At 68.6% G+C, this 26,593-nt stretch carries 30 protein-coding genes, 1 tRNA gene and 1 pseudogene; 21 read left to right on the forward strand and 11 right to left on the reverse strand.

What is annotated here, in order from left to right; genetic code table 11:
- Window positions 1-61: 61 nt before the first annotated feature.
- The 3 genes from OO69_RS38090 to OO69_RS38100 all read right to left on the reverse strand — a co-directional run bounded on the left by OO69_RS38090 (window position 62) and on the right by OO69_RS38100 (window position 2,792).
- Window positions 62-1,027 (reverse strand): DUF5926 family protein, encoded by a 966-nt coding sequence (locus OO69_RS38090; RefSeq protein ID WP_033285506.1) that lies wholly within the window; start codon window positions 1,025-1,027, stop codon window positions 62-64.
- A 149-nt stretch (window positions 1,028-1,176) separates the two neighbouring features.
- Window positions 1,177-1,728, reverse strand: coding sequence for an ATP-binding protein (locus OO69_RS38095; protein WP_033285507.1), 552 nt, complete (start codon window positions 1,726-1,728; stop codon window positions 1,177-1,179).
- Window positions 1,729-1,961: 233 nt separating this feature from the next.
- Window positions 1,962-2,792: a glycerophosphodiester phosphodiesterase gene (locus tag OO69_RS38100; RefSeq protein WP_033285508.1), complete on the reverse strand. Its 831-nt coding sequence runs from the start codon at window positions 2,790-2,792 to the stop codon at window positions 1,962-1,964.
- 270 nt (window positions 2,793-3,062) lie between these two features.
- On the opposite strand from OO69_RS38100, the gene OO69_RS38105 reads away from it, so the two are divergent.
- From OO69_RS38105 to OO69_RS38125, 5 genes are all read left to right on the forward strand, one after another.
- Complete coding sequence (locus tag OO69_RS38105; protein ID WP_033285509.1) at window positions 3,063-4,595, forward strand: S1C family serine protease; 1,533 nt, start codon at window positions 3,063-3,065, stop codon at window positions 4,593-4,595.
- Between the two features lie 184 nt (window positions 4,596-4,779).
- The gene (locus tag OO69_RS38110; protein WP_033285510.1) at window positions 4,780-5,397 is read left to right on the forward strand and encodes an RNA polymerase sigma factor; all 618 of its coding nucleotides are present in this window, start codon (window positions 4,780-4,782) and stop codon (window positions 5,395-5,397) included.
- Window positions 5,390-6,337, forward strand: coding sequence for a CU044_5270 family protein (locus OO69_RS38115; RefSeq protein ID WP_033285511.1), 948 nt, complete (start codon window positions 5,390-5,392; stop codon window positions 6,335-6,337). The genes OO69_RS38110 and OO69_RS38115 overlap by 8 nt, the downstream gene beginning before the upstream one ends.
- A gap of 87 nt (window positions 6,338-6,424) precedes the next feature.
- A complete protein-coding gene (locus OO69_RS38120) occupies window positions 6,425-7,288 on the forward strand; it encodes a GNAT family N-acetyltransferase (RefSeq protein ID WP_033285512.1) in 864 nt (287 codons plus the stop codon).
- A gap of 93 nt (window positions 7,289-7,381) precedes the next feature.
- Window positions 7,382-7,468: transfer RNA gene (locus tag OO69_RS38125), tRNA-Ser, on the forward strand.
- Between the two features lie 163 nt (window positions 7,469-7,631).
- Here the strand turns inward: OO69_RS38125 and OO69_RS38130 are convergent.
- The gene (locus OO69_RS38130) at window positions 7,632-8,387 is read right to left on the reverse strand and encodes a GntR family transcriptional regulator (RefSeq protein ID WP_033285513.1); all 756 of its coding nucleotides are present in this window, start codon (window positions 8,385-8,387) and stop codon (window positions 7,632-7,634) included.
- A gap of 77 nt (window positions 8,388-8,464) precedes the next feature.
- Here OO69_RS38130 and OO69_RS38135 point away from each other — a divergent pair, with 77 nt between their 5' ends.
- Window positions 8,465-8,743: a hypothetical protein gene (locus OO69_RS38135; protein ID WP_033285514.1), complete on the forward strand. Its 279-nt coding sequence runs from the start codon at window positions 8,465-8,467 to the stop codon at window positions 8,741-8,743.
- A 587-nt stretch (window positions 8,744-9,330) separates the two neighbouring features.
- Window positions 9,331-9,651, forward strand: coding sequence for a hypothetical protein (locus tag OO69_RS53225; RefSeq protein WP_033285515.1), 321 nt, complete (start codon window positions 9,331-9,333; stop codon window positions 9,649-9,651).
- 456 nt (window positions 9,652-10,107) lie between these two features.
- Here OO69_RS53225 and OO69_RS53230 read toward each other — a convergent pair whose 3' ends face one another.
- From OO69_RS53230 to OO69_RS51560, 3 genes and pseudogenes are all read right to left on the reverse strand, one after another.
- Complete coding sequence (locus OO69_RS53230) at window positions 10,108-10,446, reverse strand: tetratricopeptide repeat protein (RefSeq protein WP_078652750.1); 339 nt, start codon at window positions 10,444-10,446, stop codon at window positions 10,108-10,110.
- 49 nt (window positions 10,447-10,495) lie between these two features.
- Window positions 10,496-12,412: pseudogene (locus OO69_RS49055) on the reverse strand (tetratricopeptide repeat protein); the annotation flags it as partial.
- A gap of 89 nt (window positions 12,413-12,501) precedes the next feature.
- The gene (locus tag OO69_RS51560) at window positions 12,502-12,870 is read right to left on the reverse strand and encodes a hypothetical protein (protein WP_033285516.1); all 369 of its coding nucleotides are present in this window, start codon (window positions 12,868-12,870) and stop codon (window positions 12,502-12,504) included.
- A gap of 444 nt (window positions 12,871-13,314) precedes the next feature.
- Here OO69_RS51560 and OO69_RS54005 point away from each other — a divergent pair, with 444 nt between their 5' ends.
- On the forward strand, window positions 13,315-13,836 hold the full coding sequence (locus tag OO69_RS54005; protein WP_420707942.1) for a DUF4236 domain-containing protein: 522 nt from the start codon (window positions 13,315-13,317) through the stop codon (window positions 13,834-13,836).
- A 567-nt stretch (window positions 13,837-14,403) separates the two neighbouring features.
- Here OO69_RS54005 and OO69_RS52175 read toward each other — a convergent pair.
- Window positions 14,404-15,555, reverse strand: a complete 1,152-nt coding sequence (locus OO69_RS52175) for a hypothetical protein (protein WP_158713472.1) — start codon at window positions 15,553-15,555, stop codon at window positions 14,404-14,406.
- Window positions 15,556-16,112: 557 nt separating this feature from the next.
- On the opposite strand from OO69_RS52175, the gene OO69_RS38160 reads away from it, so the two are divergent.
- A complete protein-coding gene (locus OO69_RS38160; protein WP_078652753.1) occupies window positions 16,113-16,907 on the forward strand; it encodes a GntR family transcriptional regulator in 795 nt (264 codons plus the stop codon).
- On the opposite strand, the gene OO69_RS38165 is transcribed toward OO69_RS38160, so the two are convergent.
- A complete protein-coding gene (locus OO69_RS38165; protein ID WP_199811110.1) occupies window positions 16,891-17,934 on the reverse strand; it encodes an XRE family transcriptional regulator in 1,044 nt (347 codons plus the stop codon). The genes OO69_RS38160 and OO69_RS38165 overlap by 17 nt on opposite strands.
- Before the next feature lie 422 nt (window positions 17,935-18,356).
- On the opposite strand from OO69_RS38165, the gene OO69_RS38170 reads away from it, so the two are divergent.
- From OO69_RS38170 to OO69_RS38215, 12 genes are all read left to right on the forward strand, one after another.
- A complete protein-coding gene (locus tag OO69_RS38170; protein ID WP_033285517.1) occupies window positions 18,357-18,710 on the forward strand; it encodes a hypothetical protein in 354 nt (117 codons plus the stop codon).
- 14 nt (window positions 18,711-18,724) lie between these two features.
- Window positions 18,725-20,068 (forward strand): FtsK/SpoIIIE domain-containing protein, encoded by a 1,344-nt coding sequence (locus OO69_RS38175; RefSeq protein ID WP_033285518.1) that lies wholly within the window; start codon window positions 18,725-18,727, stop codon window positions 20,066-20,068.
- An 81-nt stretch (window positions 20,069-20,149) separates the two neighbouring features.
- A complete protein-coding gene (locus OO69_RS38180; protein ID WP_033285519.1) occupies window positions 20,150-20,353 on the forward strand; it encodes a hypothetical protein in 204 nt (67 codons plus the stop codon).
- Complete coding sequence (locus OO69_RS38185) at window positions 20,353-21,042, forward strand: DUF2637 domain-containing protein (RefSeq protein WP_033285520.1); 690 nt, start codon at window positions 20,353-20,355, stop codon at window positions 21,040-21,042. The genes OO69_RS38180 and OO69_RS38185 overlap by 1 nt, the downstream gene beginning before the upstream one ends.
- 21 nt (window positions 21,043-21,063) lie before the next feature.
- Window positions 21,064-21,258, forward strand: coding sequence for a hypothetical protein (locus OO69_RS38190; RefSeq protein ID WP_033285521.1), 195 nt, complete (start codon window positions 21,064-21,066; stop codon window positions 21,256-21,258).
- Window position 21,259: 1 nt separating this feature from the next.
- Window positions 21,260-21,451 (forward strand): mobile element transfer protein, encoded by a 192-nt coding sequence (locus OO69_RS38195; RefSeq protein WP_033285522.1) that lies wholly within the window; start codon window positions 21,260-21,262, stop codon window positions 21,449-21,451.
- 13 nt (window positions 21,452-21,464) lie between these two features.
- Window positions 21,465-21,620, forward strand: coding sequence for a hypothetical protein (locus tag OO69_RS52645; protein WP_199811107.1), 156 nt, complete (start codon window positions 21,465-21,467; stop codon window positions 21,618-21,620).
- Window positions 21,621-21,645: 25 nt separating this feature from the next.
- The gene (locus OO69_RS38200; protein ID WP_033285523.1) at window positions 21,646-21,972 is read left to right on the forward strand and encodes a hypothetical protein; all 327 of its coding nucleotides are present in this window, start codon (window positions 21,646-21,648) and stop codon (window positions 21,970-21,972) included.
- Window positions 21,973-22,060: 88 nt separating this feature from the next.
- Complete coding sequence (locus OO69_RS50795; protein WP_078652755.1) at window positions 22,061-22,261, forward strand: hypothetical protein; 201 nt, start codon at window positions 22,061-22,063, stop codon at window positions 22,259-22,261.
- Complete coding sequence (gene repSA / locus OO69_RS38205; protein WP_033285524.1) at window positions 22,254-23,627, forward strand: replication initiator protein RepSA; 1,374 nt, start codon at window positions 22,254-22,256, stop codon at window positions 23,625-23,627. The genes OO69_RS50795 and repSA overlap by 8 nt, the downstream gene beginning before the upstream one ends.
- 2 nt (window positions 23,628-23,629) lie before the next feature.
- Entirely contained in the window at window positions 23,630-23,839 is a 210-nt protein-coding gene (locus OO69_RS38210; RefSeq protein ID WP_033285525.1) for a helix-turn-helix domain-containing protein, read from the forward strand.
- Window positions 23,839-25,017 (forward strand): tyrosine-type recombinase/integrase, encoded by a 1,179-nt coding sequence (locus tag OO69_RS38215; protein ID WP_033285526.1) that lies wholly within the window; start codon window positions 23,839-23,841, stop codon window positions 25,015-25,017. The genes OO69_RS38210 and OO69_RS38215 overlap by 1 nt, the downstream gene beginning before the upstream one ends.
- A gap of 153 nt (window positions 25,018-25,170) precedes the next feature.
- On the opposite strand, the gene OO69_RS38220 is transcribed toward OO69_RS38215, so the two are convergent.
- Both OO69_RS38220 and OO69_RS38225 read right to left on the reverse strand, forming a co-directional pair.
- Window positions 25,171-25,377 (reverse strand): Imm32 family immunity protein, encoded by a 207-nt coding sequence (locus OO69_RS38220; RefSeq protein WP_158713473.1) that lies wholly within the window; start codon window positions 25,375-25,377, stop codon window positions 25,171-25,173.
- Window positions 25,378-25,509: 132 nt separating this feature from the next.
- On the reverse strand, window positions 25,510-26,412 hold the full coding sequence (locus OO69_RS38225; protein WP_033285528.1) for a bifunctional DNA primase/polymerase: 903 nt from the start codon (window positions 26,410-26,412) through the stop codon (window positions 25,510-25,512).
- Between the last annotated feature and the right edge of the window lie 181 nt (window positions 26,413-26,593).

Genomic DNA, 26,593 nt, shown 5'->3' on the forward strand with positions numbered 1-26,593 from the left:
AGTGAACAGGCCTGTTGCGACTGAACGGCCGTTCAGTCGAACCCCTGCTCCCTTCCGGGTGTCAGCTCAGCGTGACCTGCCGGTTGGTGAGGCCGCCCCGCGCGCGGCGCTCGTCCGCGGTGAGCGGGGCCTCCGTGGCCAGCGCGGCGGTGAGGCGCTCGGCGAACTCGGCGGCCGGCTTCTCGATGTCGTCCGCGCCCATACCGCTCGGCAGGTCCCAGACCGGCACGGTCAGCCCGTGAGCACGGAAGGACCCCACGAGACGGGTGCCCTCACCGAGACCGGAGCGGCCCGCCGCGTGCAGCCGGGCGAGTCCGTCCAGAAGCTGCTCCTCCGGGTACGGCATGACCCAGCGCAGATGGTTCTTGTCCGGGGTCTCGCACCAGTACGCGGCGTCCACGCCCTGGAGCTTCACGGTCGGGATGGCGGCGGCGTTGGCGCGCTCCAGGGAGGCGGTCACCTCCGGCGCCGCGTTCTCCGCCTCCGGGACCCAGAACTCGAAGCCCGGGTGCACAACTGGCTCGAACGTGCCTTCCGGGTCGAGCAGATCCTGCAGTCGCGGACCCTCGGCGGGGGCGCGGCGGGCCTGCACCGGGGTGCCCGGCTCGGCGGCCAGCGCGCGCTGGAGGGTGTCGGCGAGGTCGCGGCTGATGTCGCCGGAGGCCGTGTCGTTCTGCAGGCCGAGCAGCACCGAGCCGTCGTCCCGGCGCAGGGCCGGCCAGGCCATCGGCAGCACCGTGGCGAGCGTGACCGACGGGACTCCTTCGGGGAGACCGCCCTTCAGGGGCAGCGCGACCGTGGCCGCGGGCACCAGCTCGCGCAGCGCCACCCAGTCGCCCTCGCCGGGCAGCCCCTCGAAGGGGCGCTGCACCAGCTCGGTCACCGCGTGCGCGGCGGCCCGGCCGTGGCAGGCCTTGTAGCGGCGGCCGCTGCCGCAGGGGCAGGGCTCGCGGGCACCGACGACCGCGACCTCTCCGTCGCTGAGCTGCGGCCGCCTGGCCGTGGTCTGGGGGCGCTTCTTGGCCATCGTGGGTGTCTCCCGGTTACGGCTCGTCTCGTACGGGCGGGAGCCTAGCCGTTCACGCCATGACCGACGGGAGCCTGTGGACAACCCGGCGGGTGTGGACGGCGGCCTGTGGACGGCGCGGGCGACGTGGACGGGTACGGGCCGACCGCTCAGTCCAGGTCGTCGAACGCGTCCGCGAACTCCAGCCGGGGGATCGCCGACACCGTAGGAGCCGTGACGCGCGTAGCGAAGTCGTCGCGTCGGTGCCCGGCGTCCGGATCATGGACGTCGTCCTGCACGACGACCCATACGGTGACCTCGCCCCGGGTGTCGTCCCGGACACCCCAGTCGTCGGCCAGGGCGGTGATGATGTTCAGCCCGCGTCCGCCGTGGGCCGTCACCGACGGGGTGGCCGGGGCCGGGCGGGTCGGGCCGCCGCCGTCCGTCACCTCGACCGTGAGCCGGCCGCCCGTGTCCACGCGCCAGGCGCACCGGACGTCGCCGTCACCGGCCAGGGCGTCGCCCAGGGGCCTGCCGTGCTTGCACGCGTTGCTCAGAAGTTCGGAGAGGATCAGTACGGCATCGTCGATGACCGTTTCCGACACACCGCCCGTGCGCAGCTGGTCGCGCATGCGATGTCTTGCTTCCCCCACGCCCGCAGGGCCATGGGACACGGCCATGCTCGACGACGTGGGCACCTCCTGTGCCACCACCAACGCCACCCCCGAGACCTCCTTCGCCCCACGCCACGGTGTGGATGCCCCATTGGCCTGAACCGGAAACCGGCCAATCCACGTTCAGTGACGCATTCGCAACGATCGAACACGGACCGAACGCGCCGGTGCACTCCCTGTAATCGAGTGGCTTGTTTTCGACGGTGTGGCCGGGTTCGGAGGATGGTGCAGGTGGGGTGGCCGGGTCAAGGGGTGTTTGGCGGTCTTTATGAGGTTGTTTGCTACCCGCGGCCGAGCTGGCTCAGAACGGCCCCCGGCCGGTTGGTGATGATGGCGTCAATGCCCAGGTCAACGCAGAGATCGACGTCCTCGGGCTCGTTGACCGTCCACACGTGCACCTGGTGACCGGCGTTTTTCAGCCGCTCGATATACGCAGGGTGATTACGCACGATCCGGATCGAGGGGCCTGCGATCCGGACACCGGCCGGAAGTCGACCGTCCCGCAGGCGGGGCGAGAGGAACTGCAGCAGGTACACCGTCGGCAGCGTCGGGGAGGCCGCTCGCACCCGGTGCAGCGAGCGCGCCGAGAAGCTCATGACCCGTACCGGGGAGTCGGCGGCGGAGGCCGGGGCGTCCAGGCCGAAGCGCTTCAGGAGGACCAGCAGCCGTTCCTCGACCTGGCCCGCCCAGCGCGTCGGATGCTTCGTCTCGATGGCCAGCTCCACCCGCCGGCCCGCGTCCGCGACGAGTTCGAGCAGTCGCTCCAGGGTGAGCACGGAGGTGTCCTCGCGGTCTTCCGGGAGGTGTTCCCAGTCGGGCTCCTCGTCCCGCGTCGTCCGGGAGTCGCGGCCCTTCCAGGACCCGAAGTCGAGAGTGGCCAGGTCGGCGAGCTCCAGTGCCGAGACCGCCCCGCGCCCGTTCGACGTGCGGTTGACGCGGCGGTCGTGGACGCAGACGAGATGGCCGTCGGCGGTCAGCCGTACATCGCATTCGAGGGCGTCCGCACCGTCCTCGATCGCCTTCTTGTAGGCGGCGAGAGTGTGCTCGGGGGCCTCCTCGGAGGCTCCGCGGTGGGCGACGACTTGGATCCGGTGCTGCCGTGCGAGGGTCACCGCGTCATGGTGCCACCGCGACGGGGAAGGCGTGGAACCGAAGGGTCGTGGACGGCTCGTAGGAGCTATGCCGCTTTAGCCCGACAGGTCCCTTATAAAGGTTCGCCATGAACGCACAGGCACCGCTTATGGTGCTCTGACGGCCGGTGGGAAAAGCTGACGGCATACAAAAGCACATGCACAGCTGTTTCGCGCCGGACCGATCGACAAGCGTGAAGAGTGTGACCGCATGCTTCCGAGAACAACAGCCGTGGACCGAGGAGAAGAGCTGTGAGCACCGAGAACGAGGGCACTGAGGTACCCCCGGCCCCGTCTGCACCTCCTGTGCCGGTGGAATCTCCCGCAGCTTCCCCGCAGGCGGCCGCGGCCGAGGGGGGCGCGCCCACCACGCAGCTCCCGCCGGTGCCTCCGGGCGCCCCGCAGGACACGCCGTACGCGGGCCCCGCTCCGGCGTACGCCGGAGCGCCCCAGCAGGGCACGGGATCCGCTCCCGACGCCGCCTGGCCGCCCCCGCCGCCCGCCACCCCGTCGTACGCCGACAGCGGCGCGGGCGCGGGCGCGTACGGCGGCGAGGGCGTCGGCGGATACGGGGGCGACGGCTACGGAGGGGACGGCGCCGGAGCCGGTGGCGGCTGGGGCACGCCGTACCAGCAGCAGCCCGCGCCGAAGAAGCCCGGTGGCGGACGCGGCGGCCTGATCGCCGCCGTGCTGATCGCCGCGCTGGTCGCCGGCGGCCTGGGCGGTGGCCTCGGCTACACCCTGGCCAAGGACCACGACGACAACAGCAACTCCACCACCGTCTCCGCCGACACCGGCAGCAGCGCCTCCGTGAAGCGCGACCCGGGCACCATCGCGGGCGTCGCCGCCAAGTCCCTGCCCAGCACGGTCACCATCGAGGCCGAGAGCACCAGCGGCGAGGGCGGCACGGGCACGGGCTTCGTGTTCGACACCCAGGGCCACATCGTCACCAACAACCACGTCGTCGCCGACGCGGTCGACGGCGGCAAGCTCACGGCGACCTTCCCGGACGGCAAGAAGTACAACGCCGAGATCGTCGGCCACGCCCAGGGCTACGACGTCGCGGTCATCAAGCTCAAGAACGCCCCCAGCAACCTCAAGCCGCTCGCCCTCGGCGACTCGGACAAGGTGGCCGTCGGCGACGAGACGATCGCCATCGGCGCCCCCTTCGGCCTGTCGAACACGGTGACCACGGGCATCATCAGCGCCAAGAACCGCCCGGTGGCCTCCAGCGACGGCAGCTCCACCAGCAAGGCGTCGTACATGAGCGCCCTGCAGACCGACGCCTCGATCAACCCCGGCAACTCGGGCGGCCCGCTGCTCGACGCGCAGGGCTCGGTCATCGGCATCAACTCCGCGATCCAGTCGACCAGCAGCGGCGGCCTCGGGTCCACCAGCCAGTCCGGTTCGATCGGCCTGGGCTTCGCCATCCCGATCAACCAGGCGAAGTACGTGGCCCAGCAGCTGATCAAGACCGGCAAGCCTGTGTACGCCAAGATCGGCGCCTCCGTCTCCCTGGAGGACAGCACCGCCGGCGCGACGATCACCGCCGAGGGCGTCAGCGGCGCCTCCTCGGTGGAGGCGGGCGGCCCCGCGGCCAAGGCGGGCCTCAAGGCCGGTGACGTCATCACCAAGCTCGACGACTCGGTGATCGACAGCGGCCCGACCCTCATCGGCGAGATCTGGACCCACAAGCCGGGCGACAAGGTCAAGATCACGTACAAGCGCGGTGGTACGGAGCACACGACCGACCTGACCCTCGGGTCGAGGGTCGGCGACAGCTGATGCGGCTGCCGTAGCGCCAGAAGATCAACCGGCGGGCCGGGCGAGGACTTTCCTCGCCCGGCCCGATCGTTTTGTGCCCTCCACGCGTGCGTGCACCACGAGGGAACCGGATTCCTCCCTGCGGCGAAGTACGGGTGAAAGCCCAGTCTTCATCAGCGTGTTCGCATGGACGAGAGGAGCCCCGATGACCGTCGGACCAGGCGTCAGGGTGGGGCAGGACAGTGACGCCTCGGTGATCGAACGGTCGTGGGACGAGCCCGAGGCATTCGCCGTGCTCTTCGACCGCCACGCCGACTCGGTGCACCGTTACGCGGCGCGCAGGCTCGGTACGGAGGTCGCCGAGGACCTGATGGCGGAGACGTTCACCACCGCGTTCCAGCAGCGCTTCCGGTACAACACGGAACTGGCCGACGCCCGCCCGTGGTTGTTCGGCATCGCGACCAACCTCGTAGGCCGGCACCGGCGCGCCGAGGCCCGACGGCTGAAGGCGATCGGCCGGCTGCCGTCGGCCGCCCGCGCCGACGGTTCGCAGGACCCGGTCGCCGACCGCGTGGCCGCGAAGGTCAGCGCACAGGCCGTACGGGGCGAACTGGCCCTGGCGATGGCCCGGTTGCCCGCCCGGCACCGGGACGTGCTGCTGCTGGTCGCGTGGGCCGACCTCGGCTACGAGGAGGTCGCCCGCGCCCTGGAGGTACCGGTGGGGACGGTCCGGTCACGGCTGCACAGGGCCCGCAGAAAACTTCGCGACGCATTGGGCGGATCCGACCCGACAGCCTTCCGAGAGGAATCCGACGATGAGTGAACCGAGGAACGAACTCCAGCTCCTGAGGGAGTGGGACGCGGACACGCCCCCGCTCACGGACCCCGCACGCGCGCGTGCCCTCTTCCGCCTCCACCAGGCGATGCTCACGCCCACCACCCTCGCCCCCGCGACCGTACGGCGCCGTCCGGTGCTGCGGATGGCGGTGGCGGGCGTCGCGGCAGCGGCGATCACCACGACCGTGCTGGTCGCCAACGAGTCCTCCCCGCGCACCGAGCCGGTGAGCGCGGCCACCGTGCTGCACGGCGCGGCGGCCGAGGAACGCCGCCTGGAGAAGCCGATCGCCCCGCGCGACGACCAGTTCATCTACACCAAGGAGATCGTCAAGGAGACCCCGGCCAAGGGCGGCCGGACCCGGACGTACGTCGACGAGAGCTGGAACTCGGTCGACGGCTCCAAGAAGTCCTACGTCAGCGAGTTGGGCCGCAAGCAGTGGGTCCCGGTGTTCGTTCCGGGCCAGGGCACCTGGCCGCCGACCAAGTGGACCGAGCTCGAACAACTGCCCACCGATCCGCGCAAGTTGGTGATCACCTTGCGGGACATGGGCGGAAAGCCGGACTACAGCAAGCCGATGAGGGCCGCCGACTGGCCGATGACCCAGGTCTTCGTCTCCGGCCTGCTCCGCGCCCCGGTCCTGCCGAAGGGGCTGCGCGCCGCGGCCTACGAGGCGCTGGCCACCGTCCCCGGCATCAAGGTCCTGCCCCACCAGAAGGACGCCGACGGCCGCGTGGGCATCGGCATCCAGTACGTGGGCCCCGCCGGGACCCCCTGGGCGAAGGGCGGCCCGGTCCTGGTCTTCGACCCGAAGACGTACCGGTACCTCGGCATGCACGATCGGCGCACGGTGGGCGGGACGAGGTACGAGCAGTGGACGTACATCGCCGCGAGCGCCGTGGTGGACCGGGTGATGCAGCGGCCGTAGAGGCGTGCGGAGGGGGCGCCTGCCGGGCGGCGCCCCCTGTTCCGGGGAACCACGGACGTGGGCCAGTGCCGCGCGAAATCATGAACCATGCGATCGGACGACTGGCACCTCACCGAAGACCTGGACGACTTCCTCGCCGGAGGCGGGGAGTTCCTGCGCTCGCGCCCCGCGCCGCACACCACGGCGTTGACGACGATGGAGAGACTGCGCACGCACGGTTCGGCCGAATACGGCGGCGGGGTCCCCCTGTTCGGCCGACTGGAGCGAGCGGGCGAGGTCGACGCCACCTTCTACCGCCTCCCCTCCCGCGGCCTGGCACCCACCTCCCTCACCCCCGGGCAGGCCGACACCCTCGCCGCCCGCCTGGTGGACCTCGGGCACGCCGTTCCCTACGTCACCGCCGACGAGGAGACCGCCACCGTGTTCGCGCAGGCATGGCAGCGGCGCACGGGCGCCACATCGAAACTCCGCGTCCGGCTCCACCTGTACCGACTCGGCACCCTCACGCCTCCGGAGCCGTTCCCGGAGGGCCGCGCCCGGGTCGCGGGCGAGGAGGACCATGCCCAAGTCGTCCACTGGTGCCACGAGTTCGCCGCCGCCGTGGACGAGATCCTCCCCGCCTCCTGGGCGGACACCCGCTTCGCGGACAAGCACTTCACGTTCTGGGAGACCCCGGACGGCACCCCGGTCTCCATCGCCGGCTCGACCGCGAAGATCGGCGGGATGGTCCGCGTGGACCCCGTCTACACCCCACCCCACCTCCGCGGCCACGGCTACGCCGCCGCGGTGACGACCGAGGTGACCAGAGCCGCGCTGGCCACGGGCGCCAAGGAGGTCGTCCTCTTCACGGACCCGGGCAACCCGACCAGCAACGCCCTCTACCGACGCCTCGGGTATGTCCGCATCACCGACTGGGCCGTGTACGACTTCTCGGGCGCGGCACCGGAGTAGCCCCGCCCGCCCGGCGAACCCGGACCACGGACCCCGCACGACCCCCGGGCCCGGTACGCTGTACCCGCTCCGTCCCTGGTGGGCGCGTGCGCAGGTGGGTTGCCCGAGCGGCCTAAGGGAACGGTCTTGAAAACCGTCGTGGCAGCGATGTCACCGTGGGTTCAAATCCCACACCCACCGCAGGTGAACGGCCCCTGACCAGGCAATACGGTCGGGGGCCGTTGCCATGTCCGCTACCCGCTCGGCACCGCCGTTCCCCGTGTTTCCCCGCTCGATCGGGCACGGAAGGGGCACGCCTCGGGCACGGCATTCCAAGATCCAGCAGGCGGTCACCGACCGCCCACTAACGGTTGATCGGAATCTCGTAGACGATCTCGCAGTGAGCAACGGGCACCACGATGTCGGCGGTCTCCACGGGACGGCCTTCGTCGCTGTAGTACGTCCTCCGGATGTGCGTGAGGAGTGCGGCCTTCTGAATCCCGAGAAGTGACGCCTCCTCGGCCGTGGCCTGTCGCGGCTCTGGTTGCTCCACGGCATGGCTGACGGTGACTCCGATCGCAGCCATGCGGTTGACCACGCCCGTTCCCGCGTGAGGCCCGCCTTCGGGGAGTACGACGAGAGTGCCGGCGGTGAGGTCGTACGGCTCCCAACTCGTCGACAGTTGCACTGGCCTGCCGTCCGCGAGGAACTCGTACGTCGTCCGGACGCACAGATCGCCTTCGGCGACGCCGAGCCGGGCTGCGATCTCCGCGGGCGCCGGCACCTTGGCGTCGGTCCGGCTCTCCCAGTCGCCCTGCCTGCCCAGCGCCTTCATGTCCGCGCGGAACGGCGACTCCTGGGGCTGCTCGCGCGCCGATGAACGAACCATCCGCACCCGCCGCCGGGGTTCAGCGACGTACGTGCCTGATCCCGCGCGGCCCTCCAGCACGCCTTGGGAGATCAGCAGCTCCTGAGCCCGGCGCACCACGTTCTCGCCCACGCCGCACTCCTGGCCGATCTGGGAGCGAGAGGGGAGACGGTCCCCCGGCTCCCACACATGCTCCGCGATCCGCCGCCGGAGTTCGTCGGCGATGCGGAGATAAGGCGGCTGCTCAGGCATATGGAAAATCTAGTCCACTAGCTCTAATCTAGTTAACTAGCTTCACTCAAGGTGATCGCTGGTGACGGAGGCTGCCTGTGCCCGCTTCGGGAGTTAGCGCGGCGGCCCTCGCCGCCCGGCTGTCCGCCATCGGGCTCCCCGCGCGCCTGGAGGAGCACGCCTTGCACACGTCGGTCGAAGCGGAGGTGCCGGAATCGCTCTCCGCCGAGTCATGGCGGGAGGTCCTGGAAGTGGTGGCCGAGGCCGATCGGTTCGGGCTCCTCGCCACCAGCTTGAACGCCCGCACCTTATGGGCGGTCGTACGAAAAACGGTCCCCAAGACGGGCGATGTCGGGGGACCGAGCCATCAGCGATAGGAGCTGATTCAGCGTGTTCAACCGTATCCGCCGTGCCGTCTCCCACACCAGGGCGCGGTACTTCACCAAGGGCAGGCACCGCCGCCCCTTAACGCCCTCTCCGCCGCCCATTGCTCTGGCCCTGTCCGCGCCCACGGACGAGCCAACAGTCCTCTTGAGGCGGGGACTTGACTGCGCGAGTCATCGCTACTCGCTCGCGGGCGAGGATGTCGCGTTCGTCCGCCCGTACGTGCTGGATTTGGAAGGGCGCGTGCGACGGCACCGGGCGGTTGCCGTTGCTTCCCCTCTGCTGGCCGATGCGTGGTCGGCTTCCCTGGCGGTCCGCTGATGCCCTCTCGACGGCACACCCATAGCCCGGACGCCACGGCTGCGCCCTACCGCTCGACCTCCTGCCGCATCCGCACGCACCACGCTTGCGCTGAGTCCTCTCCGGCTTCGGCACCGGTCGACCTGCCCGTGATCTACGAGGCCTGCGACTGCCCGTGCCACTCGGCGTCCGGCCAGGCCGGGCCTGCGGCGGTGGCGCAATGAGCGACTGGGCGCCAGGCGGCATCCGATATCGAGATCACCGAGAGGCAGAAGCAGGGATGACGGAACAGAACGAACTGAGGCTTCTCCCCTGGGTAGGGCCGGAGGGTAAGCCGTGCTACCTGAGCACTAACGACCAGGACGGCTACATCTCCCGCATGGCGGACCACATCGAGGCGGTGCAACTCGGAATGGCATCGGAGCTGTTGGAGCATGCACCTCAAGTACTCGATGACCGGACCGCGGATCGGGGACAACTGAGCCTTCTCGCAGCCCAGTTGGCCGGAGCCCTGCGAGACGTGCTGCGTGTCGCGACGAGCCGCGGGCGCCAGACAGCGACATCTGAATGCCCTGAGGGGGAACCGCTGTTCGACTCTTGACAGTGGCTTCTGGACGGTAGCCATGCGTTGGGAAGAAGGGAGCTTCGGACACGGTTCCGGGCTCCCTTCCTGCCTGAGCCGACGAAAGTCAGCCACGAGGGCGAGCGCGTCGACGGACCAGGCGCGCGTGTGTCTCGCTGCACCACCGACGGCCTCAGCCACGTTGCACAGGTTGTGCCGTTGGCCAGAGCAAGCTCCGCAGGCTGAACCGGACCATGCTGCACTCACACTTGCAAGATCCTCAACTTGAGAAGCTGCGGGCATTCGAGGCCAGTTCGGGCGCTGACCAGGGTGAACAGTCGGGCTGCCGCTCTGTCGGACTCGGCGGCTTTCACCGTGGTTCCCGCCGTTCCCCGCTCGATCTGGTGCACTTGTGGTGCGGCCGTAGTGAGTGGCTGCGGCCGCAACCTTCTGATCCATAGCTCTGTAGAGATCGGTCAGAGAGGGGCATACCGGTTACTCGGGAGCGACTGAAGGGGATTGAAGGTCGGAGACGGTTGCTGGGGTTGCTGTATCCGGTTGCTGTACAGCTGCCGCCGCATCACGGGCGTGGGCGAGGTTGTGGCGGGCGGTGAGGGTGTTGGGGTGGTCGTCGCCCAGGATGCGCTCGTAGTCGGCCAGGACCCGCTCGCGCAGGTTTAGGGCGTCCTGGACGCGGCCGGCATCGCTGTAGGAGATGGCCAGGTTGTGGCGGGCGGTGAGGGTGTTGGGGTGGTCGTCGCCCAGGATGCGCTCGTAGTCGGCCAGGACCCGCTCGCGCAGGTCGAGGGCGTCCTGGACGGACGCGGCCGGCATCGCTGTAGGAGATGGCCAGGTTGTTGCGGGCGTCGAGTGTGTCGGGGTGGTCGTCGCCCAGGATGCGCTCCCGGTCGGCCAGGACCCGCTCGCACAGGTTGAGGGCGTCCTGGACGCGGCCGGTATTGCTGTAGGAGGCGGCCAGGTTGTGGCGGGCGTCGAGTGTGTCGGGGTGGTCGTCGCCCAGGATGCGCTCGTAGTCGGCCAGGACCCGCTCGCACAGGTCGAGGGCGTCCTGGACGCGGCCGGCATTGCTGTAGGAGGCGGCGAGGTTGTTGCGGGCGGTGAGGGTGTTGGGGTGGTCGTTGCCCAGGATGCGCTCCCGGTCGGCCAGGACCCGCTCGCGCAGGTCGAGGGCGTCCTGGACGCGGCCGGCATCGCTGTAGGAGATGGCCAGGTTGTGGCGGGCGGTGAGGGTGTTGGGGTGGTCGTCGCCCAGGATGCGCTCCCGGTCGGCCAGGACCCGCTCGCGCAGGTTGAGGGCGTCCTGGACGCGGCCGGCATCGCCGTAGGAGACGGCGAGGTTGTTGCGGGCGGAGAGGGTGTCGGGGTGGTCGGGGCCGTGGATGTCGTTGCTGTGGCGAGCGGTTCTCTCGTCGTATGCGATGGCCTGCTGGTAGAGCCCCGCATCCGTGAGGCTGTCGCTGACCTGGTAGATGCACGGGTGGGTTTGGGGCTGCCACAGGGCCGGGCGGGTGAGCTCGTCGAGATGGACCGTGTTGGCGCGCAGGGCGGCGGCCAGTTCCCGTTGCTCGTGGTCGTGGCGGGGCCACAGGCTCAAGATCGCGTCGGCTGCGGTACGGGCCGTGGCCGGGAGCAGGCCGGACGGGATGGTTTCCCGCACCGCGCGGGCGGTCAGGGCGTGCAGACGGATGGGGGCGGTGGCGGTGTCCTGGGTGATCAGGGCATAGGTGCGCAGGCATTCCAGCGCACTGCGCACCTCGTCTTCGGTGACGTCCGGGTGGTGGCGGCGCAGCCGGCGGCGCTGTGGTGGGCGTGCGGTGCGCAGATAGCCGAGGGCTGCGGGAGTGGTCCATGCGGTGGCGGGGTGGCCGAGGGGGTCCATGAGGGAGGCAACCTGCAGCAGGGGGCGGGCCAGATGGGTGGTGTCGGCCTGCTCGACCGCGTCCAGGGAGATCAGCAGCGAGGCGGTGACGGGTCGTCCGTAGCCCTCGGTGTCGGCGCTGGGCGGGAGCAGATCACCCAGCCGACCGCTGGCGTCGCGCAGCAGGCTGAGGTAGTCGGGCATCGTGCGCCGGGTGTTGATGAGGTAGGCGGCAGCGTGGCCGAGAGCGAGAGGCAGATCACCGAGTTCGTCTGCCAGCTCGCCCGCCAGGCCGGGGTCGTGGAGGTGGCCGTGTCCGGCGTCGGTGAGCCGGCGGCGCAGATAGGCGCCCGCCTCGTCCCGCGTGTAGAGGCCGAGCCGGATCAGGGTCCGGCCCTGGCCGGAGAGCTGGGCATCCTCGCGCCGGGTGGTGGCCAGGACCCAGCCGTTACCCGCACCGCTGTCCGGCCACCATCCCTCAAGGAGGGCGGGGTCGGTGAGGTCGTCGAGGACCACCAGCCAGCGTTGCCGTGTCGCCGCCAGCCACTGCATGAACAGCCGTGCCGCCGCGCCTTCGTCCTCCGGCTCGGCTCCGGAAAGATGTAGTTGCCCGGCTGCTTCCGCGTACGCGGTGATGATCTGGTCCGGGCTGGTGGCTCTCACCCACACCAGTACGTCCAGACCGGCACCCGTGGTGTGCTCCTGGTCGCGCAGCTGCCGTGCCAGGGACGCCGCCAGCTGGCTCTTGCCCACGCCGCCCGCCCCGGACAGCACCACGTCACGGCCCTCACGCCGCGCCTCACCAGCCTGGTCCCATACCGCCGTACGCGGCTGAAACGCCGCGGCGAGCCGCGGCACATTCCCCACCCACACCGGCCACTGCACCAACGGGCCCGGCACCGGCGGCGGATACACGTGCATGTCCCCCGCCACCTGCGTGACATCACCCTGCGTCCGCGCCTGCTGACCCGTGCGCCGCCGCCCCGAACGCTCAACCACCGCCGGCCCCCTCAGGCCCGGTCCCCGCCGACCTGGTCGACGTCACCGCCGCCACGCCCCTTCTGACGGATGCTCTCCCGCATCGGACGACGCCCGGCCCTGCCGGCCGCACCGTCGCTTCCCGCGGTCTGCCTGATGTTCCCCTTCGCGCGTGCCGACTGCCGCACTATGCGCTCCGCCCCACCGCCGGCGGGTGCGCTGGCCTGGGAGGCCCACCAGCCCAGCGCGGCCAGCACCCCGGCCGCAACCACACCACCGACCGGGCCGATCACCTCCCACGGGTCATGCCCACCCGAAGACAGCACTGCCCACGGCACAGCCACGACAAAGAACGCCGCCACCGAGGCCACCACCGCCACCACCCACCGCAGCACCGCCATACCCCACCCCCGTCCGAACCGGTCAACACACCTGAAACCACCCATGGTTGCACCTACCACGCCACCGGAACCCACCCACCGGGAAATTGACGACCGGACCATGCGCAGCCGTTGATCAGCCGTCCAGACACGCAAGCAGCGACAGGGCTGACCAGCAACACGCTTTCCAACTGTGGTGGTGTCCCTTGGGGCTCCGTGCAAGGGCGTTCATCTGGGTTCATGGGCGGTCCGGCTCGCTGTTCCACCGGTCTTGTGGTCTCGTCTGAACGGTAGTGAACCGGACTGAATGAGACGGAAACTGAGACGGGCGGGTGCGGCGTCGGTCGAGCGGCATGTGCTCGTGGTGGGCAGTACTCGCCAGGTCACGACTTGGTAATACCCTCATGGATCCCTAACACGGGTGTCACGATTTGTTCACTCATCTACGGATCAACGGGGGGTGCCATGGCTAGGCGAAGAGGCGTGAGCACATCGATCAATCTGGGGGGCGGTGTCCGGGTCCGGCTCGGCACCAAGTCTTCAAGTGTCAGCATGGGTGGCAAGAACGGCCGAGTGACCTTGAACAGCAAGGGTCGGAGAACAACGACGCTTCGAGCCGGCGGGGTGTCCGTGACGTCGGCGAGTACGTCCGTCAAGCGGAAGCAGAAGCAGGGCGCCACATCGCCACGCCCTGCGGCGTCAGCAACTCGTTCGGCGAGACTCGGTCCTCTGGTAGCACCGCGGCGGTCTATCGCGAACGGCTGGGTGGCCTGCGATGAGAGAGCGATCGTCGTGCATCGGGCAGGCCAGGACGACGTTCGGATCCCTGTTGTTCAAGTCACACAGGTGTGGCTAGAGGGGAAGAACCTTGCCCTGAAGGCGCAGGGCCATGACCCGCTGTATCTGCAACTGACGACACTTCTCACTTCGTGGGATATGCGCTTCGTGAACGCGGTGGCCAAGGCAGCTGGCTTGCGCCCGAGTTGAAATACGGGACGCCAGTACATCGTCGGGTTGCCTGGGACATCAGCTTGGGAAGCCGCAGTCTTCTGGGCGCTATTACCGTACTGACCTGCGGTGGAACTGGGCTCCGGCCCATGGCGGTCTGTGGTCAACTCCCCGTTGATCCCCGTGAGTCCCCGCAGGTTCTGGCACGCGAATGGCACGCCTGTTGTCCTCGTCGTCCCCGAACTGCCGGGCCCTGGACCTTGGACGTCTGAGCCTCAGCCGACGAACGTCAACCACGATGGTGGGTCGTCGAACGATCAGGCGCGCGTGTCAGAGCAACCACCACTGGGCCTCAGCCACGCTGCCCGATAATGTCCGTGAGAGCAAGCCGCACCGCCAGAGGCGGGATGGTGGGCCGTCGGGCGATGACTTCTTCGTCCCGAAGTAACTTGGGTGAGGACGGTGCCTTGGGCTGCTGTGCCCCTCAACTCGGTCCGAAAGGAAACGGCCGGTCAGAACGTTACAGATAGCGGGCTGGGTCAGCCCAGCCCACGGGTAGCCCATTGCCGCGGTATCAGCGCCCGTCCGACGGGGAATACCCGGTTATCATCCCCCCAACAGCGTTACCAGCGCACCTGTAATAGCACCCGAAATTGCACCACCTGCTGTAGCGAAAGAAATTAGGCGATTGTCCAGGCGTGATTCTACCTGGTTGCTGACACTCTCCAGTCGTGAAAGGTCGATAGACTCGATCACCTTTACTTCGTCCGAGTAGTCCATCTCAAAAATTGGCATAGAGGATCCCTCGGAGACTTCGTCTGAGAAATCGTTCTTGAGCTCGCTCCACCTACGCATCATGACTTCGATTCCAGTCATGCATACCCATGTCTGGGCAGAAAGGGATCGGACCTCTCTACGCCACCCACGGTTACCCCAGCGCATTTTGATCCGTTTGCGAATTGGGGCCGCAGATGCTTCAACGTGGGCAGAGTAGTGCGACAGCAGGTGGGAAGCTCGCCCCCATGCCTCAGCTTCTAGGTCGATGATCCGCCGCCCCAAATTCTTTTGTCGGGCGAAAATAAGTGACGTGCGCCCGAAAGTGTAGAAGAGATCAAAAAGAACGCCTTCTGGCTCATCACTTACGGGGGCTGTGATGTTTACTGTGGTCCGGTCTACGCTCTCGACCTTGCAGTCATTTGCGTCTTCCAATTGCCTCACGATGAGATCAGAGTGCATGAAGACATTCGTGCACGCGGGAGAGCACGCCTGATTGAACGCCCCAAGTCCGATTGCTTCGCAAGCTTGCTCAAGCACCTGCATCACAATTTGCCCACCCGACTGCGGGATGCTCGTCGCCTCGTGGCGCCAGAGCACCATAACGACGACGCCATCCCAGGCGATCCAATAAGTATCCGTCGGGATATCGTCCGCGTGATGATGTTTCGGTTGGTTCTTTATCGGCACCACGATCTTAAATAGAAGTGGGCGATCAAGCTGCACGGCCCGCAGAGCGTCGGAGCCGTGCATAACTGCATTCGAATTAGAGTTTTCAGAATTCGGATAGACAGCGAGATGGCTACAGAAATCTGTGTTCAACCTTGGCTGCTTGACCCACTGCACTCTCGGATCGTCCTGGAGGGCTCCTTTCAGATCGTTAGCGTATTCGTCGAATTCCTTCTTTTCTGGAGAGAGGAGGAAAATAGTTCCAATCCGGCAGAGGAAGGTGTCGCTATTTTCCGGCGCATTAGGATTCGTCATTGATTTACCCAACCCTTGTAAGTCAGAAGAGTGCAAGCACTGGGGAGATCATAGAGCGAGGTGACGTCTGGAGTTGGCTGTTTCTGGCGGGTAACTTGAGCGTGAGGTCGGTGTAGCGACTTTGGCCGGGAGCTGCTTTGGCGCGAGTGATCATGGCTCCGTAACCTTCCGGTGCATCGGGCAGTCTGTGGACCGGCCTGTTAAAGCACGACGTTGGGGCCATGATCACTCGCGCCAAAGCAGCTCCGTAAAGCCGCGGAGCTGACCGCCCCAGCAACGGCATGCCCCATCTTTGGCATCAGGCGACTGATTGCCATGAGCGCGGCCCGGGCGCCGGCCGGGCTGGAGCGGGGCGGAGACAGGAGCGCAGGCCCGGCCGGGGGTCGGGCCGCGCGCGGGGAGCGGAGCGAGCCGCCTTGATGAAGTAGGGAAAGTTCTACCGCGCTCTGATTGATCGTCTTGGATGTTCGAGACCTACTCACGTCAGTAGGCACGCCGCTACGCTTGCGTAGCTGCACCCAACGAACACCCAACGACGGCAGGAGAGTGCTCACCGGATGGGACCCAAGTCCGAGCGGGTCTACCGCACGATTCGCGAGTGGATCGCTACGGGCAAGTACTCGCCAGGTTCCAAGCTCCCGTCCGAGCGCACCCTGTCGGAAGAGCTGGAGATCGGCCGTACGGCTCTGCGTCAGGTGTTGGCAAAGCTCGTTGCTGAGGGCGTCGTTGAGGTGCACGGCCGTAGCTCCTACCGGGTGCCCGACCGGTCAGTGACCATTGAAGCGCCGGCGGATGTCGAGCCGTGGCAGATCCACGGTGAGCGGACGTTGTACGACAACCGATGGGTGAAGCTGAGCCTCGTCGACGTGGAACCGCCCGGCGTAGAGCGCTTTGAGCACCACCTCGTCAAGCTTCACCACGTGGCCATTGCCGCGGTCCTCGACGAACAGGACCGGGTGCTCATGATGTGGCGGTACCGCTTCGTCCCTGACTCGTTCGGCTGGGAACTGCCCGGTGGCATCGTCGACGAGGGGGAGGAACCCCTTCAGACCGCCTTGCGTGAGGTCGAGGAAGAGACGGGCTGGCGTCCGAACTCCCTTGAGCACGTGGTCACTTATCAGCCCATGGTCGGCATGGTCGACTCGCCGCACGAGATCTTCGTCGGTCAGGGAGCGAAGCTCGTCGGTGAACCGACCGATCTGGAGGAAGCCGGGCACATTGCCTGGGTGCCTCTGTCCGATGTTCCTGGGCTGATGGCTCGCGGTGAGTTGATGGGCTCGGGCACCCTCGTCGGCCTCCTTCATGTGCTCGCTTCACGGGGTGCCAGCACCTCGCCTACAACTGCTGTGTGAGCTGCTCGATCCGCCGTCTGTGACGCACTGATTTGGTCCGGCTCGCGATCAACTTTGCGTTCCGCAGGTGCTCTTGCGCCTGGTCGTACTCGCCGCGCGCCAAGTGGGCCTGGGCCAGATCGCAGCGCAGTCCGGCCGTTGCCCTGATGAACGTGGGATCAGTCGTATCCAGAGCGGTGTACAGGCTGTCCACTGCCTCGGGGTCGCCGATCAGGGCGAGAGCGTTTCCGCGCCACCTGGTGAGGTGGCCCTCATTGAGGAAGATGCTCAGCATGTCCGGATCTCGGGCTTGCTCCCCGGCGGGCAAGTGCCGAGCCGCATGTTCAAGTGCCCGCTGACAGTCGTCCTGGAGTCCAGCTCGGGCGCAGATTTCCGCCTCGGCCGCGTACAGCCAAGCTGTGAGCCGCGGAGACTTCGCCTTCCCACCAAGACGCTGGGCATCTCGGACCAGCTGTACCGCAGTCTCGGGACGCCCGGCGTCGCAGAGCACGAATGCCTGCTCGGCGGTGGCGTGCGCGAGATACATGGGCTCGTCGGCCTCTTGCGCAGCGCGCTTGCCCAACTCGTAGTGGCGCCAGGCTCGTTCGACGGCTCCGACATCCAGAGCCTGCCAGGCTGCCAACGTTGCCGCGCCGGCCAGAGCCAGAGCGACCGGGCGACGAGTCTCCGGGAGGACTGCGAAGGTGAGGGCTTCTTCCAACCGCGTCAGGTGGCCAGTCATCTGGTCGACCAGACTGGCGGCGCCCATCTGCCGATCGATGGTCCGGAGCAGCTCGGTTTGGTCCATGAACGTCTTGACCATGGTCAGGCTGACGTTCCGTGCCTCATCGATCCGAGATATCAGCTCGTCGTACCCGTCGGCCGCCGCGAACGCCGACGGTGACTTTGGCCGGCCCGTCAGTTCGTCATCTGTGATCCCCAGCAGGGCACGGAGAATCTTGGCGTAGCGGCTGGAGATCGTACGCCGCTCGTTCTCCCATTCCGAGACGTACACCCGCAAACTCGCCGTGGAGGCGACAGTGAGCATGTGCTGACGCGCATGCCCCTCGATCTCCCGCACAAGACGTTCTTGCGACCATTCCCGCGCCGTCCTTGCTGCCTTGAGTCCACTCATCGCGTACTGCCGCTCCGGGTAGGGGTGTTGACCGTAACAGCAGCATGCCTCACATCGGCGCAGGTCGGCAGGGGTTAACCAGCCTGCTGTTAACCCCTGTTGTCTACCGGCTTGTTGATGAGCGCGCTTTCCTAGAACTGTCGCAGTCAGGCGAGTTGAAGCGCCGGACCAGCAACGATGCTTGACATCTGGTGCGCACCAGATGCAACCTACTGGTGCGCACCAGTAGGAAGCGTGAACACTCCGCGGCTTTGCTGCGGCATCCATCGACATTCGGGAGCGGCGACCAACCGCCAAGCAAGTACGTCGCTCCCGCCCCTGAAGGGACTCCCATAATGCGTCAGATTCCCGTCGACACGTCCGCCGCGACTGTGATGGTTGCCAAGACTCCGCAGCCCAAGGTCAAGGACCGCCGAACCGGTGAGATCGCCGTGGACAAGGACGGCGTCACGCTGATGACCGTGGAGGTCATGTTCTCCACGCCGGACGAGGTAGAGATCCTCAAGCTCGCCGTGCCGCAGCCCGGCGTCTCCGAGGAGCTGACCATGGGCACCCCGGTGGCCTTGACCGGCCTCGTCGCCTCGGCGTGGGAGAACGAGTTCAACGGCCAGAAGCGGCACGGCATCGCCTTCCGCGCCGTGGCCGTGACCTCGCTCGTCGCTGCGGCTTCGCAGGCTGAGGCTGCCTGATCACGACCTGGTTCATGGTCGCTCTGGTGCTGGTCGTCGCTGCCGCAGGTCTCCTGCGGTGGCGGCGCCCCGCCTGGTACTGGCTGACCTTCGGGGTCACCCTCGCCACCCTGCGGGTCCTGCTCCGCTACGCCTCCGTCATGGACGCTTGCGGCCTCACGGTCCCGCCCTCCCGCTGGCGCCTGGCCCTGGCCCGAATCGCCAACCGGCCCGTGCCCGAATCCCGTCCACCGCGCATCCTTCGACTGCGCCCGACCCGCACCGGCCTGGTGCTGCGGCTGAAGCTCCGTCCCGGACAGGACGCCTTCGACGTCGCGGCGGCCTCCGACCGGCTGCGCCACTCCTTCGGCCTGTACGGCGTCACCTCGCGTGAGTTGCGCTCGGGGGTCGTCGAGGTGCGGATGACGGGCTACGACGTCCTCAAGCGGGTGCAGATGCCTGCCCGGACCGAGACGCGCCCGATGCGGGTCCCGGTCGCCCTGCGCGAGGACGGCGCGGTGCACTACCGCGACTACCGGGCCGTACCGCACGGGCTCACCTTGGGCGCCACGGAGTCCGGGAAGTCCGTCTATCAGCGCAACTTGGTCGCCGGGCTGGCCCCGCTGGATGTCGCCTTGGTGGGCATCGACTGCAAGCAGGGAGTCGAACTCTTCCCGCTGGCACGCCGGTTCTCCGCGCTCGCCGACAACCCGGACACCGCCCTCAACCTGCTGGAAGCGCTCGTCACGCACATGGAGGGCGTCTATCAGCTGATCCGGGCCAACCAGCGGATCACCGTCGACGTGCCGGACGCGGAGATCGCCGCCGACATCTGGGACTTGCCCGCCGATGTGCGCCCGGTGCCGGTCGTGGTCCTGGTCGACGAGGTGGCCGAACTCGCCCTGTTCGCCACCAAGGACGAGGAGAAGCGGCGCGACCGGATCATCACCGCCCTTGTCCGCCTGGCCCAACTCGGCCGTGCCGCCGGCATCTACCTGGAGATCTGCGGGCAGCGCTTCGGCTCCGAACTCGGCAAGGGCATCACGATGCTCCGCGCCCAGCTCACCGGCCGCACCGCACACCGCGTCAACGACGAAGCCTCCGCCAACATGGCCTTCGGGGACATCTCCCCGGACGCAGTCCTCGCCGCCATCCAGATCCCCACCGACACCCCCGGCATCGCCGTCACCGGTGACTCTTCCGGCGGCTGGGCCCGTATCCGCGCCCCGCACACCTCGCTGCGTGAGGCCGTGAACATCTGCAACAGGAACGCCGAGCGCACCCCGGACCTGCCCGCCCTGGCGGCTTTCCGCCCCGCGGTCGCCCCGTTGCCCTCGGCCCGGGTGCCGCTGTCCAAGACAGCCCCCGCCACTGCCTGAGCCTCTCTCGCTCCCCGGTCGGCGCGACCGCATCGCGCCGGGTCCCTACCCGCCCCATGCCTGCTGAAGGGAGAGCACGTCATGTGCCCCGACTGCGAGGACTTCGCCCGCACCGTGCTCCTGCTGGGTCAACTCGCCCTCTACGCCGACGAGTTCGGCGCTGACCATGACTTCGTCGAATCGGTGGCCCCGTCCCTCGCCGCGTCATTGCCTGAGCCGCTGCTCGGTACTTTCCCGCCCGACTACGACCCCACCGACGGCACCGACCACCCCGGCGGCTGGTGATGGCCCGCCCCGCGTTCCGCGTGGACGCCGTCCTCGTCCAAGCCGTCATCGCCGGGGCCCTGTCCTTCGCCCACCTGCACGACCTCGCCGCCGCTGCCGGGCAAGACGGCTGGAAAGCGTGGGCCTACCCGATCAGCGTTGATCTGCTCCTCGTCGCCTCTTGGCGGCGGCTGCGCTCGAACGGCCCGTCCCGGCTGGCCTGGTGCTGGTTCCTGATTGCGCTGGTGGCTTCCCTCGGGGCCAACGTCTCCACCGCCGGACTCCTCGACCTCCACCACGTACCGGCCTGGCTGAGCATCCTCGTCGCCGCCTGGCCTGCCCTGGCCTTCATGGGCGGCACGCTCCTCGCCCATTCCACTGGCGACCACCCGGCGCCCGAAGTGCCGGCCACCCCAGTTGAACCCGAGCCGGTCGCCTCGCCCGAGCCGGAATCCATCCCGGCCGCGCTGGACGAGACCAAGGACACCCCCGCACCCCCGCCTGCCGAACCCGTCCCAGCGGCGAAACCGGCCACGGCTGCGCCTGCTGCCCTAGCTGTGCCAGTCCCGGCCGCGCTGGTCGACCACGCCCGCAAGGTCGCCGCCGACCACCGTGCCCGGACCGGATCGCCGATCGACACCGACACCCTGCGCGCCCGACTCGGCGTCCCGCCCCAACTCGCGCACGCCATCGCCGCCCAGCTCGCCTGAACCCGGAAGGAAGCACAACCGATGACTCGTGACCCCGCTGATCTGACAGTGGCCGACTACCTCGGCGGTGCCCGCGAGATGACTGCCGCCGATCGGCCCTACCTGGCCCACCTGCTCGCCGAGGAAGCCGCCCGGCGCACCGCCGACCCGGCCACTGCCGCTGGTATCCGCGCCAGCTTCCCCGACCCGGTGACCACCCGAACGGAGAGCGACTGACATGCCTGCCCGCGACCACTTCCACTCCGTTATGCGCATCGGACCCGTGCAGATCGGCACCCACCGCGACCGTAACGGCCACACCAAGCATGCCGCGGTGTGCACCAACGACAGCTGCGGCTGGTCCTCCGACTACACGAGCCAGAGTGCCGCTCAGCTCGCCGCCCGCACCCACCGCTGCCGCATCGGCTAGGAGGCCACCACCCATGGACGTCCCCCTCTGGTTCGCCCTCGCCGTCGTCGGCTATCTCGGCTGCAAGCTCTTCCGCCCGCCGCTCTGGCTGGTCCTGGTGCTGCTCCTGGGCGGCTACCTCATCGCAGACAGCATCCTCGCCCCGGTCATCGCCATCGTCGTCAAGTAACCCGCCCTAGAAGGGAGTTCCGCCGATGTTCCACCCGAAGATCCCGACCATGCCTCAGCCGACCGGGCTCGTCACCCCGCTCGCCGTCGTCGAGCCGAGCGCCGTCATTCCTCAGCAGGTCATTACCCCCGCGCCGTTCGCCCCGGTCCCGGCTGTGGTGTCCGCCCGGCCGACCGTCCAGCTCACCCCCGGCGCCGTCGTCGCCCTGGTCGGCGGTGGCGCGGCCGTGGTCCTGGTCGTTGGCGCGGTTCTGGTCTCGATGCTCCTCGCGGTCGCCGTCACCGGCGCCTCGGTCGCCATCTGCGCCCTGGTCGTCCGCTCGCTCATCACCAGCGAAGCCAAGCGGCACTGACCGGCTCCCGGGCGGCCTCAACCGCCAAGCATCCGCCGCCCGGGAGCCCTGCCCCTGCCGAACCCGAAGACCCGGAGGAACCACCAGCATGACGCACGACCACACTCCGTCGCCCCGGATATGCCCCAATTGCGACGGCTTCGCATCCACCGCCATCACCCTCGGGGGCCGCAACGCCCGCGGTCACCTGCGCACGATCACCGCGCACTGCCCGGCCTGCCAGGGCACTGGCACCACCTACCACAGCACTCGTCGCACCCGCAGCAACCGGGAGGGCGCCCGTGCCTGACCTGCTGCGCGACCCGGTCACCCTCGGCGACCTGCTGAGGGTGGCTTCGGCCGACGACTACGACCGCTGGCACGAACAGATCCGCCGCACCGGCGGCTGCGCCGACCCCATCCACCTCACCGGCTGGACGATCACCAAGGACAGGACGACCGGTGAAACCCTGCACCACTACTCCACCGATACCGAGCCCGGCCGACGGCTCCGCCTCGCATGCGGCAACCGCCGCGCCTCCCGCTGCCCCTCCTGCGCCTGGACCTATGCGGGTGACACCTACCACCTCATCCGCGCCGGACTCGCAGGAGACGACCGCCGCGACATCCCCGCCACCGTCCGCGATCACCCCCGCGTCTTCGCCACCCTCACCGCCCCTTCCTTCGGCGCCGTCCACAACCGTCCCGACACCGGGCGCTGCCGCTGCGGCACCCTCCACCTGGCCAACGACCCTGCACTCGGCAACGCCCTCGACCCGGCCACCTACGACTACGAGAGCGCCGTCCTCTTCAACAATCACGCCGGACAGCTCTGGCAGCGCTTTACCAACCGCCTGCGCCGAGAGATCGCCGCCCGCGCCGGCATGTCGCAGCGCGAACTGAAGGAAGCCGCCCGCGTCTCCTACGGCAAGGTGGCCGAGTTCCAGAAGCGCGGCGCCCTGCACTTCCACGCCGTCATCCGTGTCGACGGACCGGAAGGACCGGACACCCCACCCCCGGCCTGGGCCACCGTGCAGTTGCTCGACGACGCGATCCGGGCTGCCACCTCGCACTCCTACACATCGGTCTCCGTCCCGGCCGCCGAGGATGAGCCCGCCCGTACCTTCCGCTGGGGCACCCAGCTCGACATCCGCCCCGTGAAGGCGTTCGGCGACGGCTCCGACATCACCGAGCAGGCGGTTGCCTCCTACGTCGCCAAGTACGCCACCAAAGCCGCTGAGAACACCGGCACCCTCGATCGCCGTATCGGCGAACTCTCCGAACTCGACCGCCACGACCTCCCCGAGCACACCCGCCGTCTCATCGAGGCCTGCAAGCGGCTCGATCCGCTCTACCCCGACCGCCGCCTCTGGGCCTGGGCGCACATGCTCGGCTTCCGCGGCCACTTCTCCTCCAAGTCCCGCCGCTACTCCACCACCCTCGGTGAACTCCGCCAGGTACGCGCAGACTTCCGTGCAGCCCAGGAACACGCAGCCCTCGGCCTCGACGACCGCGAGCCGGACACTGTCCTCGTCCTCGCCGACTGGCAGTACGGCGGCCACGGCCACACCCCGGGCGAATCCGCTCTCGCCGCCACCATCGCCCGTGACCTCCAGCACAACCGCGAAACCGCCCGCGAGGCACTCGCAGCGCTGGCTGACGAGGGGGAGTGGTGACGATGGAACGACTCCTCACCGTCGACCAGGTCGCCGAGCAACTCGGCACCGGTGTCCGCTTTCCTCGCCGTCTCATCGAGGAGCGCCGCATCACCTTCGTCAAGGTCGGTCGACACGTCCGCATCCCTGAGAGCGCTGTGGAGGACTTCGTGAGCGCGAACACCGTGGAGCCGATCGTCCTGCGGCCCACCGGTTTCAGGAGGGCTGCCTGATGGCGGGCAAGCGCAAGTCCCGTCGGAACTTCGGCCGCGTCCGCAAGCTGCCGTCCGGCCGGTTCCAAGCTCGCTACCCGGGTCCTGACGGTCTGCTGCGTCCGGCGGACCGGACCTTCGCGACCGCGACCGACGCTGACCGCTGGCTCATGCGGAAGCGCATCGAGATCGAAGAGGGGCGCTGGCTCGATCCGGCCGAGGGGCAGACGACCGTACGCGACTGGTCGGCTCGTTGGCTCGCCGCCGTCTCTCCCCAGCTGAAGCACAAGACGCAGGCGACGTACCGGTCCCTGATCAACTCGCTGATTGTTCCGGCACTCGGTGATCAGGAGCTGTCCAACCTCCGGCCGATCACGGTTGCCGAGTGGGTCGGTGGCATGAGGACCAAAGGGCTCAGCGCGTCCCGGATCAGGCAGGCATACCGGGTCCTGTCGCAGATCATGCGGTCGGCCGTCGACAACGACATGATCCCCCAGACACCGTGCCGGGGCGTGAAGTTGCCGAGGATGCCACAGACCGAACCGCACATCCTGACTCCGCTCGAAGCCTCGCGGATGGTCCGGAGCGCGGCCAAGCCGCATGACCTGCTGATCGCCCTCCTCGCATACGCAGGCCTGCGGGTCGGTGAAGCGTTCGCCCTGAGGCGGGGGGACATCGACGTCTCCGGCGGCCTGGTGATGGTTGACGAGAACCTGGCGGAGGCCAACGGCGCCTTGGTCTTCGACACCCCCAAGTCCCATCAGAAGCGGGTCCTGAGGATCGGTTCCTCGCTGGCGAAGCGACTCGGCCGGCACCTGGAGACACTGCCCGGCGGGGAAGACGCGCTTCTCTTCGTGACGCCAGGCGGTAAGCCTCTGCGCTACAACCAGTGGCGCAAGGCGTACTTCGACCCTGCGGTTGCGGCGGCCGGACTGACCGACGTGACCCCGCACGATCTCCGGGCCTCACACGGAACATGGGTCGCCGACCAGTACGGTGTGATGACCGCCGCTCACCGGCTCGGCCACTCGAACGCGAGCGTCACCACGAGGCACTACGCCCGGCCGGTCGCCGGTCGCGACGATCAGGTCGCGGAAGCGGCTGACTCCTGGCTCGACGGGCATGACGACGACCAAGGGGCACGTAGCGGGCACGAAGACGATGACGACGGCTCAGCAGGCGTGCTAATACCCGTCTGACCTGCATGGGAGGCCCTGGCGCCCTTGATCGCCAAAAGGTCTTGAAAACCGTCGTGGCAGCGATGTCACCGTGGGTTCAAATCCCACACCCACCGCAGACGGACGAGCGGCCCCCGACCGGGTACATCGGTCGGGGGCCGCTCGTGGTCGGTCCTACAGGTCCTCGTCGCGCGCCAGGATCAGGCTGATCGAGCCCTCTTCGAGGTTGATGCCGCCCTCCAGGTGCTCGTGGTAGCCGTTCCGGAGCTCTGGATCGGCGAGACCCACGAGCCGCTCGGCCAGGTCCAGCAGCCCAGCGGCGTTGCCCGCAACGGTGATTTCGGTGGCTGAGCCGTACACCCTGATCCGAGGTTCATCCATGCCGTCACGCTACAGAGGGCCTCGAACTCCCACCTCAACCCGCCACTGTACGAACGACCTTGACGCCCTGTGGGCCGCGCCTGCTCGGCTCCACCCAGGTCGACGCCGGCCGGCACGGAAACACCCCCGCCCTCAAGGCCGATGCCCCGTCATCCGAGCCGCCGACGCGATCGTCGCCCGCGCTTCCCGTTCCGTCAGCCCCGTGCCCAGGGCCGCCTCGACCAGGGGTTCGACCAGCGCGGGCCCGATGTCGTTCTCGTAGGCGCGGCAGGCCGCCCAGAAGAGGCGGGTGTTGCGTTGGCCTTCGTGGGCGGCGAGGACGAACTGGACCAGGCCCTGGCCGTGTTGGCCGGTCGAGGTGGGGGTGGGGTGGTTCGTGCGGGGTGGGGGGAGGAGCAGGCGCAGGAGGGACGGCGGGCAGGGCGCGGGGGCCAGGTGGGCGGTGGCCGGGGCGGCGCCGTAGAGGCCGTGGTCCGTGCGGGAACCCGGGCCCACCAGGTAGCCGCCGGCGCCGCGGATGTCGATGCCGGGGGCGAGCCGGCCCGCGGAGTTGGGGACGACCACGTCGGGCGGGCCGGTGAGCCAGAGGTGGCGGCCGCCGCTGGGGGTCAGGACGACGACGGTCTCGGGGATCGTGAACAGGTGGCGGAGGGCCAGTTCGCGCAGGGCGGACGAGGAGTCCGTGCCGGACTTGGTGTCGAGGTCGATGCCGATCAGGTGGTGTGGGGGCAGTCCGCACGCGATGCCGTAGCCGGTGGCCCAGGGCGCGGCGGCGAACAGTTCGCGGATACGCGCCGGGTCGGTCGAGGCGTCGTACACCCCGTGGCCGAGGCGGCCGCATTCGCCGTGGCAGCGCGGGCTCACGGGGTCCGACGTGCCCGCTTCGCCCGCCGGGGGCAGCGGGTCGTCGCGGTGCGGTGAGCGCAGGGCCGGGAGTTTGGTGCGGGACAGGGGGATCACGGCCAGTCCGCGTTCGGCGGCTGACAGGGCGTGTGCGAGGGCCAGCGTCGTGGCCTGCCGGTCGGTGGTGGCCATGCCTCCATGTTCGTACGAGTGTTCGAAAAAGGGAAGAGGGGGAGGCGGCGACTCGCCGGGCCGGGCGGATTGGCCGGAAATCTGGCGGAACGCTTCGCCCCTTGGGGCGCCTGGGGGTGGAGTGTCCGTACTGCCCCGAACTGCGGCTTGAAGGTAGGTGAAGGGGTTTATCGACTTGTCA

Origin of the sequence: Streptomyces sp. NRRL F-525 (assembly GCF_000716605.1) — a bacterium.
Lineage (GTDB): Bacteria > Actinomycetota > Actinomycetes > Streptomycetales > Streptomycetaceae > Streptomyces.

Bases quoted from the DNA above. Each gene is read 5' to 3' on its own strand.
- OO69_RS38090 (WP_033285506.1), bottom strand. From the start codon at position 1,027: ATGGCCAAGAAGCGCCCCCAGACCACGGCCAGGCGGCCGCAGCTCAGC.
- OO69_RS38110 (WP_033285510.1), top strand. From the start codon at position 4,780: ATGACCGTCGGACCAGGCGTCAGGGTGGGGCAGGACAGTGACGCCTCG.
- OO69_RS38115 (WP_033285511.1), top strand. From the start codon at position 5,390: ATGAGTGAACCGAGGAACGAACTCCAGCTCCTGAGGGAGTGGGACGCG.
- OO69_RS38120 (WP_033285512.1), top strand. From the start codon at position 6,425: ATGCGATCGGACGACTGGCACCTCACCGAAGACCTGGACGACTTCCTC.
- OO69_RS38130 (WP_033285513.1), bottom strand. From the start codon at position 8,387: ATGCCTGAGCAGCCGCCTTATCTCCGCATCGCCGACGAACTCCGGCGG.
- OO69_RS53225 (WP_033285515.1), top strand. From the start codon at position 9,331: ATGACGGAACAGAACGAACTGAGGCTTCTCCCCTGGGTAGGGCCGGAG.
- OO69_RS53230 (WP_078652750.1), bottom strand. From the start codon at position 10,446: ATGCCGGCCGCGTCCGTCCAGGACGCCCTCGACCTGCGCGAGCGGGTC.
- OO69_RS51560 (WP_033285516.1), bottom strand. From the start codon at position 12,870: ATGGCGGTGCTGCGGTGGGTGGTGGCGGTGGTGGCCTCGGTGGCGGCG.
- OO69_RS54005 (WP_420707942.1), top strand. From the start codon at position 13,315: ATGGCTAGGCGAAGAGGCGTGAGCACATCGATCAATCTGGGGGGCGGT.
- OO69_RS52175 (WP_158713472.1), bottom strand. From the start codon at position 15,555: ATGACGAATCCTAATGCGCCGGAAAATAGCGACACCTTCCTCTGCCGG.
- OO69_RS38160 (WP_078652753.1), top strand. From the start codon at position 16,113: ATGGGACCCAAGTCCGAGCGGGTCTACCGCACGATTCGCGAGTGGATC.
- OO69_RS38165 (WP_199811110.1), bottom strand. From the start codon at position 17,934: ATGCTCACTGTCGCCTCCACGGCGAGTTTGCGGGTGTACGTCTCGGAA.
- OO69_RS38170 (WP_033285517.1), top strand. From the start codon at position 18,357: ATGCGTCAGATTCCCGTCGACACGTCCGCCGCGACTGTGATGGTTGCC.
- OO69_RS38175 (WP_033285518.1), top strand. From the start codon at position 18,725: ATGGTCGCTCTGGTGCTGGTCGTCGCTGCCGCAGGTCTCCTGCGGTGG.
- OO69_RS38180 (WP_033285519.1), top strand. From the start codon at position 20,150: ATGTGCCCCGACTGCGAGGACTTCGCCCGCACCGTGCTCCTGCTGGGT.
- OO69_RS38185 (WP_033285520.1), top strand. From the start codon at position 20,353: ATGGCCCGCCCCGCGTTCCGCGTGGACGCCGTCCTCGTCCAAGCCGTC.
- OO69_RS38190 (WP_033285521.1), top strand. From the start codon at position 21,064: ATGACTCGTGACCCCGCTGATCTGACAGTGGCCGACTACCTCGGCGGT.
- OO69_RS38195 (WP_033285522.1), top strand. From the start codon at position 21,260: ATGCCTGCCCGCGACCACTTCCACTCCGTTATGCGCATCGGACCCGTG.
- OO69_RS52645 (WP_199811107.1), top strand. From the start codon at position 21,465: ATGGACGTCCCCCTCTGGTTCGCCCTCGCCGTCGTCGGCTATCTCGGC.
- OO69_RS38200 (WP_033285523.1), top strand. From the start codon at position 21,646: ATGTTCCACCCGAAGATCCCGACCATGCCTCAGCCGACCGGGCTCGTC.
- OO69_RS50795 (WP_078652755.1), top strand. From the start codon at position 22,061: ATGACGCACGACCACACTCCGTCGCCCCGGATATGCCCCAATTGCGAC.
- OO69_RS38210 (WP_033285525.1), top strand. From the start codon at position 23,630: ATGGAACGACTCCTCACCGTCGACCAGGTCGCCGAGCAACTCGGCACC.
- OO69_RS38215 (WP_033285526.1), top strand. From the start codon at position 23,839: ATGGCGGGCAAGCGCAAGTCCCGTCGGAACTTCGGCCGCGTCCGCAAG.
- OO69_RS38220 (WP_158713473.1), bottom strand. From the start codon at position 25,377: ATGGATGAACCTCGGATCAGGGTGTACGGCTCAGCCACCGAAATCACC.
- OO69_RS38225 (WP_033285528.1), bottom strand. From the start codon at position 26,412: ATGGCCACCACCGACCGGCAGGCCACGACGCTGGCCCTCGCACACGCC.